Origin of the sequence: Pseudomonas sp. CCOS 191, assembly GCF_001007005.1 — a bacterium.
Lineage (GTDB): Bacteria > Pseudomonadota > Gammaproteobacteria > Pseudomonadales > Pseudomonadaceae > Aquipseudomonas > Aquipseudomonas soli.
This window is the reverse complement of sequence record NZ_LN847264.1, coordinates 1,570,403-1,585,915: the sequence shown is the minus strand read 5'-3', so window position 1 is coordinate 1,585,915 and position 15,513 is coordinate 1,570,403. Positions and strand designations below refer to the sequence as shown.

Here is a 15,513-nt window from a genome sequence, read left to right as displayed (position 1 = left end):
CGGCTCCCACAGGGTTAGCGCATGGCTCGGGCTTATGCGATCAGAGTGGGAGCCGGCTTGCCGGCGATTGGGCCGCATAGCGGCCCCGACAATATCACTAGCGCTGGGCGTACTGCAGCACCACTTCCAGCGGGTGGCGCAGCTGCTTCTCGGTCATGCGCTTGACCTGGCTGCGGCATGAATACCCGGTCGCCAGTGCCTCCCCTGCCTTGTCCAGCTTGGTCGCCCAGGACTGCTCGAAGATGGTCTTCGAGGCCTCCTGGTTACGCGCCTCGTGCCCATAGGTACCAGACATGCCGCAGCAGCCGGTGGCCTCGGTGACCAGTTTCAGCCCCAGGCGGGCGAATACCTGCTCCCACTGCCTGGTGCTGGCCGGCACATTGGTCTTCTCGGTGCAGTGGGCCATCAGGCGGAAGCTGTCGGCCTTGAACGGCGCCTGCTCGGGCAGCACGTTCATCAGCCACTCCTGGGGCAGCAATACCGACGGGCACTCCACGCCATCGACCTTCTGGTACTCCTGGCGATAGACCAGGGTCATCGCCGGGTCCAACCCCACCAGCGGCACGCCGCAGTCGGCCAAGGCCTTGAGCTGGGTGGCGTTGCGGACCGCCGCCTTGGCGAAGGCACCGAGGAAACCCTGCACGTGCAGCGGCTTGCCGTTGGCGCTGTAGGGCGCGAGGAACACCTTGTGCCCCAGGCGATGGGCCAGTTCGATGAACGAGGCCAGCAGTGGCGTCTCGAAATAGCGGGTGAAGGCGTCCTGCACCAGCACGATGCTGCGCTCGCGCTGGGCCGGGGTCAGCTCACGCAGCGCGGGCACGCTGGCGACCTGAACCCGGCAACGGGTCAGGGTGGCCTGGAAGTTGAAACGACTGATCAGCGGGCTGTCGACCATGCCGACCTTGTCCGCCAGCAGCCTGCTCACCCACTTCGAGCCCATCACCGCGTTGTACAGGCCCGGCGCATGAGCCAGGTACGGGATGGTGAACTCCAGCGAGCCGATCAGGTAGTCGCGCAGCGGACGCTGGTAGCGGCCGTGGTACAGCTCGAGGAAGCGTGAGCGGAAGTCCGGCACGTTGACCTTGATCGGGCACTGCCCCGCGCAGGACTTGCACGCCAGGCAGCCGGCCATGGCGTCGTACACCTCGTGGGAGAAGTCGTGCTGCCCCTGCTGCTGCGCACGACTGTTGCGCAGCCGCGCCGGCAACCCCTTGAGCCAGGAGGCCTTGCGCTGGGCGGCGGCGAGCACATCGATGTTCGCCTCGCCCTGCAGGCGCAGCCACTCACGGATCAGCGAGGCACGGCCCTTGGGCGAGTGCTGGCGTTCGCGGGTGGCCTTCCACGACGGGCACATGGCGTCGTTGGGGTCGTAGTTGTAGCAGGCGCCGTTGCCGTTGCAGTGCACGGCGCTGCCGAAGCTCTGCCACACGCGCTCATCGATGCCTCGGTCGAGGTCGCCGCGCAGGGTCACGCCATCCACCGGGGTCAGGCCTTCGGCGCTGTCCGGCGGGGTGCAGATCTTGCCCGGGTTGAGCTGGTTGTGCGGGTCGAACGCGCCCTTGAGGCGCTGCAGCGCCGGGTACAACTCGCCGAAGTACTCCGGCACATACTCCGAGCGCAGGCCCTTGCCGTGCTCGCCCCACAGCAGGCCCCCATAGCTCTTGGTCAGCGCCGCCACGGCATCGGAGATCGGCTTGACCAGCGCGGCCTGGGCCGGATCTTTCATGTCCAGCGCCGGGCGCACGTGCAGCACACCGGCATCGACATGGCCGAACATGCCGTAGGCCAGGCCATAGCCATCGAGCAATGCACGGAAGTCGGCAATGTAATCGGCCAGCTGCTCTGGCGGCACCGCGGTGTCCTCGACGAACGGCTGCGGGCGCACTTCGCCCTCGACGTTGCCCAGCAGCCCCACCGAGCGCTTGCGCATCACATAGACGCGGGTCACCGCTTCGGCGCCTTCGGCCAGGGTGTGGCCCAGGCGCTCGACACCCTTGTCCGCCTGGAGGTGCGCGACGAAGGCCTGGACCCGGGCATTGACCTCGTCCGGTTCGTCACCGCAGAACTCCACCAGGTTGATGCCCAGGGTCGGGCGCTCGGGGTCGGCCGGGAAGTATTCGGCGACGCTGTGCCAGACGATGTCCTTCATCGCCAGCATCAGCACCTTGGAATCGACGGTCTCGATCGACAACGGCTTGTGCGCCATCAGCGCGTTAGCGTCGCGCAGGGCGTCCATGAAGCTGGTGTAGCGCACGTTGACCAGTACGGCGTACTTGGGGATCGGCAGCACATTGAGCTTGGCTTCGACCACATAGCCCAGCGAACCCTCGGCCCCGCACAGCACGCTGTTGAGATTGAAGCGGCCCTGATCGTCGCGCAGGTGCGCCAGGTCGTAGCCGGTCAAGCAGCGGTTGAGCTTGGGGAAGGTGCTCTCGATCAGTTCGCCCTGGGTTTCCTGGATCTCGCGGGCCATGCGGTACACCTCGCCGACCCGGCCTGGGGCGGCGCAGGCCTGCTCCAGCGCCGCATCGTCGATCGGCAGGCTGTGCAGGCGCTCACCGCCGAGCAGCACGCTGTGCAATTCGAGCACGTGGTCGCGGGTCTTGCCGTAGGTGCAGCTGCCCTGGCCACTGGCGTCGGTGTTGATCATGCCGCCGACGGTGGCGCGGTTGGAGGTGGACAGCTCCGGCGCGAAGAACAGCCCGTGGGGCTTGAGCGCGGCATTCAGCTGGTCCTTGACCACGCCCGCCTGCACCCGCACCCAGCGTTGCTCGGCGTTGATTTCAAGGATGTTGTTCATATGCCGCGACAGGTCGACGACGATGCCGTCGGTCAGCGACTGGCCGTTGGTGCCGGTACCGCCGCCACGCGGGGTCAGCTTGATGTCACGAAAACGCGGCTCGGCCATGAGCTTGGCGACCCGCGCCACGTCGTCGGCGTCCAGCGGAAACACCGCCGCCTGGGGCAGGCGCTGGTAGATCGAGTTGTCGGTGGCCAGCACGGTGCGGGTGCCGTAGTCGGCGCTGATCTGGCCACGGAAGCCGCTGTTCTTCAGGGCGTCGAGGAATTCGGGGTATTGGGCGGCGGGCGCACGGGGCGGCAGCTGGGCGATCATCGAAGGATGCCTCTTTGATATCGGCTAATTCACGGAAATCTTGTCGCTCCGGCATGAATGGATCATGGGAGGATTTCGAATGCGTCAATGTTCCTGTAGTTTCGCGCCAGGGGCAAACGGATATTCCTGCCGCTATCGATGAGCTTTATGAATGAATTACCGCCACCTCACCCCTTCGATGTCGCTCTTGCTGGCCTTCGAGGCCGCCGCGCGGCATGAAAGCTATACCCGCGCCGCCGCCGAGCTGTCGCTGACCCAGAGCGCGGTGAGCCGCCAGGTGCAGGCATTGGAGCAACAGCTGGGGCTCACACTGTTTCGCCGCGAAGGGCGTCAGGTGCAACTGACCGACGTCGGCCGCCTGTACCAGCGCGAACTCAGCGAGGCCCTGGGGCGCATACGCAGCGCCACCCTGCAGGCCCTGGCCTATCAGTCGGGCGTCGGCACCCTGCGCCTGGCGACACTGCCGACCTTCGGCTCGAAATGGCTGTTGCCGCGCCTGCATGCCTTCTACGGCGCCCACCCCGGCATGCTGGTACACATTCATTCACGTATCGAAGCCATCAACTTCGACACCAGCGAAATCGACGCGGCCATTGGCGTTGCCAGCCATGACCTGCCCGGGCTGATCTGCCATCGCCTGCATGCCGAGGAACTGGTGGTGATCCTGCCACCCGAAGCCAATGCGGATGGCCAATGGAGCCCGCAAAGGATCAGTGAGGAAGTGCTGCTCAACGTCGCCAATAACCCCCATGCCTGGGGTGAGTGGTTTTCCCACCATGCCCTGCCCCACCGGGCGATGCGCCTTGGGCCAAGTTTCGAGCTGACCTCGCATTTGATTCAGGCAGTTCGGGCAGGCATAGGCATTGGCCTGGTGCCCAGGATCCTGGTGCAGGAGGAACTGGCCAGCGGCGAACTGTTCAGCCCGGGCACACCGTTTGCCAGCCAGCGCAGCTACTACCTGATCTATCCGCCCAGGAACGAGGCATTGCCATCGTTGCGAGCGTTTCGTGGCTGGTTGCTCGAACAGATCTGAGGCCGGCACAGGCAACAAAAAACCCGATGCCGGTTACTCGGCATCGGGCTTCTTGTTGGTGCGCCTCAGCGCTTACTTGGCGATGCTGCCGGCAGCACCATTGGCCTGGGAGCCGCGCTTGCTCTTCAGTTGGTAGGCCACATACATCACCACCAGCCACACCGGCATCGCGTACACCGACACCTGGATGCCCGGAATCTGCAGCATGATGCCCAGGATCAGCACCACGAACGCCAGCACCAGGTAGTTGCCGTACGGGTACCACAGCGCCTTGAACAGCGGCTTCTGGCCGGTGCGGTCAAGGTGCTGGCGGAACTTCAGGTGCGAGTAGCTGATCATCGCCCAGTTGATCACCAGGGTCGCCACCACCAGCGACATCAGCAGCTCCAGGGCATTCTGCGGCATCAGGTAGTTGAGCAGCACCGCGATCAGGGTCACGGCTGCCGAGACCAGGATCGAACGTACCGGCACGCCGCGGCGGTCGACCTTGGCCAGCGCCGCCGGCGCATCACCTTGCTCGGCCATGCCCAGCAGCATGCGGGCGTTGCAGTAGGTGCCGCTGTTGTACACCGACAGCGCCGCGGTCAGGACCACGAAGTTCAGCAGGTGGGCCGCCACGTCGCTGCCCAGCAACGAGAACACCTGGACGAACGGGCTGCTGCCATAGCTGCCGCCAGAGGCGTCGATGCTCGCCACCAGGTTGTCCCACGGGGTCAGCGACAGCAGCACCACCAGGGCGCCGACATAGAAGATCAGGATGCGGTAGATGACCTGGTTGATCGCCTTGGGGATCACGGTCTTCGGCTTGTCGGCCTCGGCGGCGGTGAAACCGAGCATCTCCAGGCCACCGAAGGAGAACATGATGAACGCCAACGCCATCACCAGCCCGCTGACACCGTGCGGGAAGAAACCACCATGGGCCCACAGGTTGGTCACCGAGGCTTCAGGACCGCCGCTGCCGCTGGTCAGCAGGTAGGCACCCAGGCCGATCATGCTGACGATGGCCACCACCTTGATGATGGCGAACCAGAATTCGGCTTCGCCGAAGAACTTCACGTTCATCAGGTTGATCGCGTTGATCAGCAGGAAGAACGCCGCCGCGGTAACCCAGGTCGGGATCTCCGGCCACCAGTAGTGGACGTACTTGCCCACCGCCGACAGTTCCGACATGCCCACCAGGATGTACAGCACCCAGCAGTTCCAGCCCGACAGGAAGCCGGCGAAACCGCCCCAGTACTTGTGCGCGAAATGGCTGAAGGAGCCGGCCACCGGCTCTTCGACGATCATCTCGCCGAGCTGGCGCATGATCATGAAGGCGATGAAGCCGCAGATCGCATAGCCGAGGATCATCGACGGACCGGCGGACTTCATCACACCGGCCGAGCCCAGGAACAACCCGGTGCCGATGGCGCCGCCCAGGGCGATCAATTGGATATGGCGGTTCTTCAAGCCACGCTTGAGTTCGCCGGACTGTGAGTTATGTCCACTCATGAACGAAGTCACCTGCTTGTTTTTATCTGTGACGGAATCGGACCCACCGCACTCGTGGCGCAGCGGAATGGGCAAGGTGGTTACCTTGGATACTTGTGACGGGCAGTCGCTCGTGGCCTTGGTGGCCTGGGGCGGATCAACCGGGTGTCAGCAAGCGTGCGCGGTACGCAAGGGAGTCACAGGTAAAACGCGGCGCATTGTATACCCCTGCAAACGCGCAGGCGTCAACGCGTTGCATCGTTTCCTGTGGAAAAAACGCAGCGTTCCTGGGGTGAAGGCCTGAAAAGGCGGAGTGATCGGCGTGCATGGCGCCTCCATTTTGTTGTTTTAAGTGCCTGGCGATCCTGCCTGGCTCTGCACACGGCAATGGCGCTATCTCAGCGCTTGGGCGGGGGTTTGGGAAGGGGGTGGAGGGGGCCGGGGAGGCTCTGCCGCGCAGGCTTTGGAAAGATTTTGTGACGAAGAACGGAAAAGCACAGGTAAGCCGGGGAAAACGCCAGGAATCGTATAGTTTTCTTTACATGGTGGTTTGAAAATTTGCCACAGATCGGGAAATTTTCTGTCCGTTCAGGTACTTGGGCAGCGATGGGCCATTTACCGCAGACACAAAAAAGCCAGCCCGAAGGCTGGCTCTCTCGCTACCGGACCGAATCAGCCGCGCGGCTTGCCGCGACCACGGCCTGCCGGCTTGTCGCCTTCAGGACGGGACGGACGCTTGCGCATCTCGCTCGGACGCTCGGCCACCGTGCTGCCACGGTTGCCCTTGCGCGGCGCTGCGTCTTCACGCGGCGCACGTGCCGGACGCTCGGCTTGGCCCTCGGCGGCCGGGCGCAGGGTGCGCACGCGCTCGCCACGCCCCAGCGGACGGGTCGACTTGCGCTGCAGGCGCTCGAGCTTGTCCTTGGCCTTGAGCTTCATTTCCGGCAGTGCCACCGGCTGCAGGCCAACTTCCGCGGCGAGAATGTCGATCTCGCCCTGGCTCATTTCGCGCCAGCGGCCCATCGGCAGGTCGGAGTTAAGGAACACCGGGCCGAAACGCACGCGCTTCAGGCGGCTGACCACCACGCCCTGGGATTCCCACAGGCGACGCACCTCACGGTTGCGGCCTTCCATCACCACGCAGTGATACCAGTGGTTGAAGCCTTCGCCACCTGGCGCCTTCTGGATATCGGTGAACTTGGCCGGGCCATCTTCGAGCACCACACCAGCCTTGAGCCGGTCGACCATGTCGTCGTCGACTTCACCGCGCACACGTACTGCGTACTCGCGGTCCATTTCATAGGACGGGTGCATCAGGCGGTTGGCCAGCTCACCGTCGGTGGTGAACAGCAGCAGGCCGGTGGTGTTGATGTCCAGGCGGCCGATGTTGATCCAGCGGCCCTCTTTCGGCCGCGGCAGGCGGTCGAACACGGTCGGGCGGCCTTCCGGGTCGTCACGGGTACAGATCTCGCCGTCGGGCTTGTTGTACATGATCACGCGGCGGGTCGCCTCGGCGGCCTCGACGCGCTTGATCAGCTTGCCGTCGACGGTAATGGCGTCGTGCAGGTCGACGCGCAGGCCGAGGGTGGCCTCGACGCCGTTGACCTTGATGCGGCCCTGGCCGATCCAGGCCTCGACGTCACGACGCGAGCCGACGCCGATACGCGCCAGTACCTTCTGCAGCTTTTCGCCGGACGGCGGGGTAGGTTGTTGGTCTTGCAGGTCTTTGTCACTCATCTGGGCACCTCCCGGTGTAGTAGTGAAAGCGGGCGCGCATCATACGCGGTTCAGCAAGGGAACGCACTGGAGGGTAGAAGGTTTTTGCCGATCGCCCAGCAGATTCCGCCCAAAGGCGCAAGCCGGCGTCCATAGAGCTGGGCTGTCAGGCCTTTGGTTCGTCCTCGGGCTCGATGGAAGCCTCATCGCGCAAATCATCGAAATCGATCTTGAGCCCTTCTTCCATCGCATCCAGTTCCACCAGCAGCGAGCGGAAGCTGGTCTCCTCCTTCGGCTCGATTTCCTCGCCCTCCTCGCCCAGGCTGGCATCGGCCAGGGCTTGCAGGTGAGCGGGCACCGGCGCCTCGTCCGGATCGGCCTCAGGTTCCACCTCCAGCTCACGCAGCTCGGCCAGCGCCGGCAGCTCATCGAGGCTCTTGAGGTTGAAATGATCGAGGAATGCCTTGGTGGTGGCGAACATCGCCGGTCGCCCGGGCACCTCGCGGTAGCCGACGATGCGGATCCACTCGCGCTCCATGAGCGTCTTGATGATGTTGCTGTTGACCGCCACGCCCCGCACATCCTCGATCTCGCCACGGGTGATGGGCTGGCGGTAGGCGATCAGCGCCATGGTTTCCAGCAGCGCGCGGGAATAGCGCTGCGGACGCTCCTCCCAGAGGCGGCCGACCCAGGGTGCGTAGTCCTCGCGGATCTGCAGGCGGTAGCCGGTGGCCACTTCCTTGAGTTCGAAGGCGCGGCCAGTGCAGGACTTGCCCAGCACCTCCAGGGCCTTCTTGAAAACGGCGGGGGCCGGGCGCTCGGCCTCCTCGAACAGCTCGTACAGGCGTTCGAGGGATTGCGGCTTGCCCGAGGCAAGCAGGAAGGCCTCGATCAGCGACGCCAGTTCACGGGGTTCGTTCAGGTTCATCGGTAGTTGTCAGGTCATTCTGCCCGGGCACGGACGTGAATCGGGGCGAAGGGCTCATTCTGCACCAGTTCGATCAAGGATTCCTTCACCAGCTCGAGAATCGCCATGAAGGTCACCACCACGCCGAGCTTGCCCTCCTCGCGGGTGAACAGCTCGACGAAAGGCACGAAGGCACCGCCCTTGAGGCGGTCGAGCACTTCGCTCATGCGTTCGCGGGTCGACAGCACCTCGCGGGTGATCTGGTGGCTCTCGAACAGGTCGTTGCGGCGCATGACCTCGGCCATGGACAACAGGATCTCTTCCAGCGCCACCTCCGGCAACAACTTGCGCACCTTGGCCTGCGGAGCCTCCAGGCGCGGCACGACGATTTCGCGTCCGACCCTGGGCAACTCGTCGATACCTTCGGCGGCAGCCTTGAACCGCTCGTACTCCTGCAGCCGGCGAATCAGTTCGGCGCGCGGGTCGCCCTCCTCCTCCTCGACCTCGCCGGAACGCGGCAGCAGCATGCGCGACTTGATCTCGGCGAGCATGGCGGCCATCACCAGGTATTCGGCCGCAAGCTCCAGGCGCACGCTCTTCATCAGCTCGACATAGCTCATGTACTGGCGAGTGATCTCGGCCACGGGGATGTCGAGAATGTCCACGTTCTGCTTGCGGATCAGGTACAGCAACAGGTCCAGCGGGCCTTCGAAGGCTTCGAGGAAGACTTCCAGGGCATCCGGCGGGATGTACAGGTCGACCGGCATCTCGGTCAGGGCTTCGCCGTAGACCAGGGCCAGTTGCAGCTGGAACGGCGTCTGCGCCTCTGCGGCCGGCGCCTCGGGGGCTTGTACCTGGCTCACGCGTTGACCAGGAACGGCGTCGGATCCCCGCAGCCTTCACGGATAAGCTCGGGCTCGTCACCGGACAGGTCGATGACGGTAGAGGCCTTCAGGTCGCCGAAGCCGCCGTCGATGATCAGATCGACGTGGTGCTCCAGGCGCTGGCGGATCTCGTAGGGGTCGGTCATCGGCTCCTCGTCGCCTGGCAGAATGAGGCTGACGCTCATCAGCGGTTCGCCCAGCTCCTCGAGCAGGGCCAGGACGATGGGGTTGGACGGCACGCGCAGGCCAATGGTGCGGCGCTTGTCGTGCATCAGCAGGCGCGGCACCTCGCGGGTGGCGTTGAGGATGAAGGTGTACGGGCCCGGAATGTGGGCCTTGAGCAGGCGGAACGTCGCCGTGTCGATCTTGGCGAAGGTGCCCATCTCGGACAGGTCGCAGCACAGCAGGGTGAAGTTGTGGTGCTTGTCCAGCTGGCGCAGGCGGCGCACGCGCTCGATGGCAGCCTTGTCACCGATCTGGCAGCCCATGGCATAGGCCGAGTCGGTCGGATAGACCACCACCCCACCCTTGCGGATGATCTCGACAGCCTGTTTTATCAGGCGCGCCTGCGGGTTCTCCGCATGAATCTGGAAAAATTGGCTCACGAAGTCGTCCTGTTCATACCGCCATAGGCTGTTCATGTCGGAATCGGCGCCACAGGGGTGGCAGGTCCTCAGGCAATGGCCGGTAGGCACCGATCTCGCCCCAGGTGCCAGGGCCGTGGAAGTCGCTGCCGGCGCTTGCCAGCAGGCCGAACTCACGGGTGAGGATCGACATCGTCCCCACCTGCTCGGGCGGCATCATCCCGTTGACCACTTCCAGTGCCTGCCCTCCAGCCTGAATATAGTCGGCAATCAGCCGTCTGCGCTTGCTGCGGGTCAGTTCGTAGTGCATGGGATGGGCCAGGCTCACCCACGCATTGGACTCACGCAGCGTCGCGACAGTTTCCTCAAGCGTCGGCCAGTGCAGCTTGACGTCGCCCAGCTTGCCGGCGCCCAGCCACTTGCGGAACGCCTCGCCGCGGTCCTTGACGAAGCCGGCGCGGACCATGAACTCGGCGAAATGCGGACGCGCCGGGGCGTTGCCGCTGTCGCCCAGTTCCTGCTGCACGGCCCGCGCGCCGTCCAGCGCGCCGGGCATGCCCTTGGCCGCCAGCTTGCGGTCGATTTCCTCGGCGCGCAGCCAACGACCACGGTGCAGGTTGGCGATGGCATCGAGCAACGCCGGCGCGTCGAGAGGGAAGTCGTAGCCCAGCACATGAATGGTGGCGCCGCCCCAGGTGCACGACAGCTCCACGCCGCTGACCCACTGCATGCCGTTGTCCAGGCAGGCCTGGCGCGCCTCCGGCAGGCCTTCAAGGGTGTCATGGTCGGTGAGCGAGAGCGTGCGCACCCCGTGCTCATGGGCCCGGGCGACCAGTGCCGTGGGCGACAAGGCGCCGTCGGAGGCCGTGCTGTGACAGTGCAGATCAACATTCATGGAGGAGCGCTTTCGCAGGAATCGATGTTTGTTATTATGCCGTCACATCCCGCTTCTGGCTGCCACTGTGAAACAATTCATCGATTTCATCCCGCTGCTGCTGTTCTTCATCGTCTACAAGCTTGACCCGCGCCCGGTCGAATTCGCCGGCCACGGCTTCGAGTTCGGCGGGATCTACAGCGCCACCGCCATGCTGATCGTCAGCTCCGTGGTGGTCTACGGCGCGCTGTTCCTGCGCCACGGCAAGCTGGAGAAGGGCCAGTTGCTGACCCTGGTCGCCTGCCTGGTGTTCGGTGGCCTGACCCTGGCCTTCCACAGCGAGACCTTCCTCAAGTGGAAGGCGCCCGTGGTCAACTGGCTGTTCGCCCTGGCGTTCGCCGGCAGCCACTTCATCGGTGACCGGGTGCTGATCAAACGCATCATGGGCCATGCCCTGACACTTCCAGAAACAGTGTGGAACCGCCTGAACGTGGCGTGGATCGCCTTCTTCCTGGTGTGCGGCGCCGCCAACCTGTTCGTCGCCTTCACCTTCCAGGACATCTGGGTCGACTTCAAGGTATTCGGCAGCCTGGGCATGACCGTGCTGTTCCTGGTGGCCCAGGGTGTCTACCTGTCGCGCCACCTGCACGATGCCGACCCCTCCACCTCCAAACCCAAGGACTGACATGCTCTACGCCATCATCGCCAGCGACGTCGAAAACTCCCTGGAAAACCGCCTGGCCGCCCGCCCCGCGCATATCGAACGCCTGCAGCAGCTCAAGGCCGAAGGCCGTGTGGTGCTCGCCGGCCCGCACCCGGCCATCGACAGCAACGACCCGGGCGCCGCCGGCTTCAGCGGCAGCCTGATCGTCGCCGAGTTCGACTCCCTGGCCGCCGCCCAGGCCTGGGCCGACGCCGATCCGTACATTGCCGCGGGCGTGTACGCCAAGGTCGTGGTCAAGCCGTTCAAGCAAGTCCTGCCGTAACAGGCTTTACCGGGACGGGCTTCGCAGCGGCAAGCCCGCCCCCACGAAGCCGCTCCCTGCTACACCCCGCGCGGCACTATTCATAAAATCCGACGGCTGGCCGACAACCTCCTGAATCGATACGAATCAGGAGTTCCAATGCGTCAAGGTCCGATGTCCCTGCTGCTTTGCCTGTTGCTGCTGTCCCCTTTCGCCGCGGCCGAACAGCCGCTGTCGCTGGAAGCCGGGGCGCGGATCACCGACTTGCAGCAGCGCCTGGAAGAGAGCGAGAAACAGCGCGCGGCGCTGACCCAGCAACTGCAGAACCAGGACAGCGAGCGTGAAAGCGCCCAGCTCGCCCGCCTGCGCCAGGACAACCAGCGCCTGAAGCTGACGATCAAGGAACTGCAGGCAGGCGCCAGCGCCCCGCGAAGCCCGCTGACCGACCAGCAGCAATGGTTCCTGATCGGCTCGGTCGTTGCACTGTTGTCCGCAGTCTGCGGTATCTTAGCCAGCGGCGGACACAGAAGACGCCGGCAATGGTTGAATTGAGTGAGAAATGAGCGAGCTGTTACTGATTGATGATGACCAGGAACTGTGCGAGCTGCTCGGCAGCTGGCTGACCCAGGAAGGGTTTGCGGTGCGCGCCTGCCACGATGGCCAGAGTGCGCGCCAGGCCTTGGCCACCCACGCCCCGGCGGCGGTGGTGCTGGATGTCATGCTGCCCGATGGCAGCGGCCTGGAACTGCTCAAACAGCTGCGCAGCGAACACACCGACCTGCCGGTGCTGATGCTTTCGGCCCGTGGCGAGCCGCTGGATCGCATCCTTGGCCTGGAACTGGGCGCCGACGATTATCTGGCCAAGCCGTGCGACCCCCGCGAGCTCACCGCCCGCCTGCGCGCGGTGTTGCGCCGCAGCCACCCCAGCGCGCCCAGCAGCCAGGTGGAAATCGGCGACCTGATCTTCAGCCCGGTACGCGGCGTGGTCAGCATCGACCAGCGTGAGATGACCCTTACGCTGTCGGAAAGCCGTATCCTCGAAGCCTTGCTGCGCCAACCCGGCGAGCCGCTGGACAAGCAGGAACTGGCGCAGATCGGCCTGGGCCGCAAGCTCACGCTTTATGACCGCAGCCTGGACATGCATGTCAGCAACCTGCGCAAGAAGATCGGGCCGCACCCGGATGGCCGCCCGCGCATCGTCGCCCTGCGCAGCCGCGGCTATTACTACAGTCTGTAGGAAATCCGGGGCCGCTGCGCGGCCCTGTCATCTTTACCCAGCCTTTACCCTCGCCTGACCGCCCTTGACCTTGATCTCCCTAGACTGGGCTCATCCGGTAACCACCGGCCCCTGAAAGGAGAGACACCATGCGCAAGACCCTTATCGCCCTGATGTTCGCCGCCGCCCTGCCGACCGTGGCCATGGCCATGCCCGAAGGCGGCCCGCGCCACGACGGCCCGCATCATCGCGGTGACGCGCCTTTCGCCCAGCTGGACCTGAGCCGCGACCAGCGCCAGCAGATCGGCAAGCTGATGGGCGAGCAGATGAAGCAGCGCCGCGACATCAACGAACGCTACATCGCCAAGCTGCCGGCCGCCGAGCAGAAAGCCCTGAAGGACGAGCTCAAGGCCAGCCACGACAAGACCGAAGGCCAGATCCGCGCCTTGCTCAAGCCCGACCAGCAGAAGAAATTCGACGACCTGCAGAAGGAGCGCGCCGCGCGCAAGGCCGAGTGGCAGGAGTTCCAGGCCTGGAAGGCTGAAAAAACCGGCAAGGCCCAGTAAGCTGTCAGCCCGATGCCCGGCCCGCTTCCCTGCGCGCCGGGCTTTCGCCATTTCCTGGAGGTGCTTGTCTTGCGTTCACTGTTCTGGCGCATCCTGGCCAGCTTCTGGCTGGCCATCGCCCTGGTCGCCGGGCTGTCGATCCTGCTCGGGCACATGCTCAACCAGGACACCTGGATCCTCAGTCGCCACCCGGGCCTGAACAACCTGGCCAGCCACTGGGCCCAGCACTACGAACAGGAAGGCCTGGAGTCGTCGCAACGCTTCCTGGAACGGCGCAAGCAGCGCTACAAGATCGACGTGCAGGTGCTCGACGACAGCGGCGATGCCGTGGTCCCCGGCACCTTCCCGCGCCGCGCCGCGGCCTTCGAGGCACGCCAGCACAACGACGAACGTCGCCTGCCGTGGCGCCGCCTGACCGAGGAATACACCAGCCCCGGCAGCGGTGAGACCTACCTGCTGATCTACCGTATCCCCCACCCGGAGCTGGCCGCCTGGCACCGCGAAAGCCTGATCTGGCCGCTCAGCGCCCTGGGCATAGCCTTGGTGGTGCTGACCCTGTTCAGCCTGCTGGTAACCCTGTCGATCACCCGCCCGCTCAGCCGCCTGCGCGGCGCCGTGCACGACCTGGGGCAGACCAGCTACCAGCAGAACAGCCTGGCGCGGCTGGCCGTGCGCCGCGACGAGTTCGGCGTGCTGGCCAACGACTTCAACAAGATGGGCGCACGCCTGCAGAGCCTGATCGGCAGCCAGCGCCAGCTGCTGCGCGATGTGTCCCACGAACTGCGTTCGCCACTGGCCCGGCTGCGCATCGCCTTGGCCCTGGCCGAGCGCGCCGAGCCGGAACAGCGTCAGGCCCTGTGGCCGCGCCTGACCCGCGAATGCGATCGTCTGGAAGACCTGATCAGCGAAATCCTCGTGCTGGCCCGGGTCGATGCCGAGCAGGCGCATGCCGAGCCTGTGGACCTCAATGCCTTGCTGGGCGGCGTGCGCAAGGATGCCCAGTTGTCAGCGCCGGATCAGGAGGTGCGCCTGGAGATGCAGCCGGGCCTGACCCTGCAAGGCTGGCCGACGCTGATCGAGCGGGCGGTGGACAACCTGCTGCGCAATGCGCTGCGCTTCAATCCGGCCGGGCAGCCGATCGAGCTGCGCGCCAGCCGCGAACAGGACCGTATCGTGCTGAGCGTGCGCGACCATGGGCCGGGGGTGGCGACGGAATATATGGAGCAGTTGGGGGAGCCATTCTTCCGGGCACCGGGGCAAGAGGCGCCGGGACATGGGCTGGGGCTGGCGATTGCACGCAAGGCGGCGGAGCGCCATGGTGGCAGCCTGAAGCTTGCGAACCATCCGCAGGGTGGGTTTGTGGCTACGCTGGAGCTGCCCTGTGAGGTCAACGCTGGCTGACAGATCCTGGGGCTGCTTTGCAGCCCTTTCGCCGCGGTTCGTCGCCACGACAAGCCGGCTCCCACAGGGTTAGATCGGTGTGGGAGCCGGCTTGTCGTGGCGACGAACCGCGGCGAAAGAGCCGCAAAGCGGCCCCACTCAATCACTCGCCCCAGGCGCTGACGTACTCGGCAGTTTCCAGGATCGGCGCGGTGCGTGGCTCGGCCATTGGCGTGCCGACATACAGGTAACCGATCAGCTCTTCGTTCTCGGCAAGCCCCAGCCCCTTGTGCACATGGGCGTCGAAGGCCATGTCGCCGGTGCGCCATACCGCGCCGATACCCTGGGCATGGGCGGCGATCAGGATGCCATGGGCGGCGCAGCCCGCGGCCAAGCGCTGCTCGATCTTCGGCACCTTGAAGTGATCCTGCAGCCGGGCGATCACCACGATCAGCAACGGCGCGCGCAGCGGCATCGCCCGGGCCTTGTCCAGCGCCGCCTGGGTGGCTTCGCCCTTGGCCTGCACGGCTTCAGCGAACAGCTCGCCGAGTTTTTCCCGGCCCTGCCCTTCGATGGTCAGGAAACGCCAGGGGCGCAGCTGGCCATGGTCAGGCGCACGCAATGCGGCCTGGAACAGCGCCTCGCGCTGGGCGGCATTGGGCGCCGGGTCAGTCAGGCGTGGCACGGAAACACGGTTGAGCAATGCGTCGAGAGCCTCCATGGGCTACCCTCCTGGCAGATTGAAAGTGCGGCCATTCTGCACCATCGAGGGGGATCGTGGGAGCGGGCTTGCCCCGCGATCC

At 65.2% G+C, this 15,513-nt stretch carries 15 protein-coding genes; 7 read left to right on the top strand and 8 right to left on the bottom strand.

Annotated elements, in window-relative coordinates; genetic code table 11:
- Positions 1–97: 97 nt before the first annotated feature.
- Positions 98–3,115, bottom strand: a complete 3,018-nt coding sequence (gene ydiJ, locus CCOS191_RS07175; RefSeq protein ID WP_046854614.1) for a D-2-hydroxyglutarate dehydrogenase YdiJ — start codon at positions 3,113–3,115, stop codon at positions 98–100.
- Positions 3,116–3,266: 151 nt separating this feature from the next.
- Here ydiJ and CCOS191_RS07170 point away from each other — a divergent pair, with 151 nt between their 5' ends.
- Positions 3,267–4,148, top strand: coding sequence for a LysR substrate-binding domain-containing protein (locus CCOS191_RS07170; RefSeq protein ID WP_038706580.1), 882 nt, complete (start codon positions 3,267–3,269; stop codon positions 4,146–4,148).
- A 72-nt stretch (positions 4,149–4,220) separates the two neighbouring features.
- Here the strand turns inward: CCOS191_RS07170 and CCOS191_RS07165 are convergent, their stop codons facing one another.
- The 6 genes from CCOS191_RS07165 to CCOS191_RS07140 all read right to left on the bottom strand — a co-directional run bounded on the left by CCOS191_RS07165 (position 4,221) and on the right by CCOS191_RS07140 (position 10,604).
- Positions 4,221–5,639 carry an amino acid permease gene (locus tag CCOS191_RS07165; RefSeq protein WP_023632492.1) on the bottom strand — a complete coding sequence of 473 codons (1,419 nt, stop codon included), beginning with the start codon at positions 5,637–5,639 and terminating at the stop codon, positions 4,221–4,223.
- A 651-nt stretch (positions 5,640–6,290) separates the two neighbouring features.
- Positions 6,291–7,355: a 23S rRNA pseudouridine(2605) synthase RluB gene (gene rluB / locus CCOS191_RS07160; RefSeq protein WP_038706581.1), complete on the bottom strand. Its 1,065-nt coding sequence runs from the start codon at positions 7,353–7,355 to the stop codon at positions 6,291–6,293.
- A gap of 145 nt (positions 7,356–7,500) precedes the next feature.
- Positions 7,501–8,262, bottom strand: a complete 762-nt coding sequence (gene scpB / locus CCOS191_RS07155) for an SMC-Scp complex subunit ScpB (protein ID WP_046854613.1) — start codon at positions 8,260–8,262, stop codon at positions 7,501–7,503.
- Between the two features lie 14 nt (positions 8,263–8,276).
- On the bottom strand, positions 8,277–8,975 hold the full coding sequence (locus CCOS191_RS07150) for a segregation and condensation protein A (RefSeq protein WP_172670920.1): 699 nt from the start codon (positions 8,973–8,975) through the stop codon (positions 8,277–8,279).
- 125 nt (positions 8,976–9,100) lie between these two features.
- Entirely contained in the window at positions 9,101–9,730 is a 630-nt protein-coding gene (locus CCOS191_RS07145) for an L-threonylcarbamoyladenylate synthase (RefSeq protein ID WP_038707583.1), read from the bottom strand.
- Positions 9,731–9,743: 13 nt separating this feature from the next.
- Positions 9,744–10,604 (bottom strand): PHP domain-containing protein, encoded by an 861-nt coding sequence (locus CCOS191_RS07140; protein ID WP_046854611.1) that lies wholly within the window; start codon positions 10,602–10,604, stop codon positions 9,744–9,746.
- A gap of 67 nt (positions 10,605–10,671) precedes the next feature.
- Here CCOS191_RS07140 and CCOS191_RS07135 point away from each other — a divergent pair, with 67 nt between their 5' ends.
- The 6 genes from CCOS191_RS07135 (at position 10,672) to CCOS191_RS07110 (ending at position 14,731) form a co-directional block, all read left to right on the top strand.
- Positions 10,672–11,268, top strand: a complete 597-nt coding sequence (locus tag CCOS191_RS07135) for a septation protein A (RefSeq protein ID WP_023631974.1) — start codon at positions 10,672–10,674, stop codon at positions 11,266–11,268.
- A gap of 1 nt (position 11,269) precedes the next feature.
- On the top strand, positions 11,270–11,569 hold the full coding sequence (locus CCOS191_RS07130; RefSeq protein WP_038706584.1) for a YciI family protein: 300 nt from the start codon (positions 11,270–11,272) through the stop codon (positions 11,567–11,569).
- Between the two features lie 138 nt (positions 11,570–11,707).
- Positions 11,708–12,100 (top strand): hypothetical protein, encoded by a 393-nt coding sequence (locus CCOS191_RS07125; protein WP_046854610.1) that lies wholly within the window; start codon positions 11,708–11,710, stop codon positions 12,098–12,100.
- Between the two features lie 7 nt (positions 12,101–12,107).
- Entirely contained in the window at positions 12,108–12,785 is a 678-nt protein-coding gene (locus CCOS191_RS07120) for a response regulator transcription factor (RefSeq protein WP_038706585.1), read from the top strand.
- 128 nt (positions 12,786–12,913) lie between these two features.
- Positions 12,914–13,330, top strand: a complete 417-nt coding sequence (locus tag CCOS191_RS07115) for a Spy/CpxP family protein refolding chaperone (protein WP_023632412.1) — start codon at positions 12,914–12,916, stop codon at positions 13,328–13,330.
- 12 nt (positions 13,331–13,342) lie between these two features.
- Positions 13,343–14,731, top strand: a complete 1,389-nt coding sequence (locus tag CCOS191_RS07110; RefSeq protein ID WP_046854609.1) for a sensor histidine kinase — start codon at positions 13,343–13,345, stop codon at positions 14,729–14,731.
- Between the two features lie 142 nt (positions 14,732–14,873).
- Here the strand turns inward: CCOS191_RS07110 and CCOS191_RS07105 are convergent, their stop codons facing one another.
- Positions 14,874–15,431, bottom strand: coding sequence for an NAD(P)H nitroreductase (locus CCOS191_RS07105; protein WP_038706586.1), 558 nt, complete (start codon positions 15,429–15,431; stop codon positions 14,874–14,876).
- Positions 15,432–15,513: the final 82 nt, after the last annotated feature.

Bases quoted from the DNA above. Each gene is read 5' to 3' on its own strand.
- ydiJ (WP_046854614.1), bottom strand. From the start codon at position 3,115: ATGATCGCCCAGCTGCCGCCCCGTGCGCCCGCCGCCCAATACCCCGAA.
- CCOS191_RS07170 (WP_038706580.1), top strand. From the start codon at position 3,267: ATGAATTACCGCCACCTCACCCCTTCGATGTCGCTCTTGCTGGCCTTC.
- CCOS191_RS07165 (WP_023632492.1), bottom strand. From the start codon at position 5,639: ATGAGTGGACATAACTCACAGTCCGGCGAACTCAAGCGTGGCTTGAAG.
- rluB (WP_038706581.1), bottom strand. From the start codon at position 7,355: ATGAGTGACAAAGACCTGCAAGACCAACAACCTACCCCGCCGTCCGGC.
- scpB (WP_046854613.1), bottom strand. From the start codon at position 8,262: ATGAACCTGAACGAACCCCGTGAACTGGCGTCGCTGATCGAGGCCTTC.
- CCOS191_RS07140 (WP_046854611.1), bottom strand. From the start codon at position 10,604: ATGAATGTTGATCTGCACTGTCACAGCACGGCCTCCGACGGCGCCTTG.
- CCOS191_RS07130 (WP_038706584.1), top strand. From the start codon at position 11,270: ATGCTCTACGCCATCATCGCCAGCGACGTCGAAAACTCCCTGGAAAAC.
- CCOS191_RS07125 (WP_046854610.1), top strand. From the start codon at position 11,708: ATGCGTCAAGGTCCGATGTCCCTGCTGCTTTGCCTGTTGCTGCTGTCC.
- CCOS191_RS07120 (WP_038706585.1), top strand. From the start codon at position 12,108: ATGAGCGAGCTGTTACTGATTGATGATGACCAGGAACTGTGCGAGCTG.
- CCOS191_RS07115 (WP_023632412.1), top strand. From the start codon at position 12,914: ATGCGCAAGACCCTTATCGCCCTGATGTTCGCCGCCGCCCTGCCGACC.
- CCOS191_RS07110 (WP_046854609.1), top strand. From the start codon at position 13,343: ATGCCCGGCCCGCTTCCCTGCGCGCCGGGCTTTCGCCATTTCCTGGAG.
- CCOS191_RS07105 (WP_038706586.1), bottom strand. From the start codon at position 15,431: ATGGAGGCTCTCGACGCATTGCTCAACCGTGTTTCCGTGCCACGCCTG.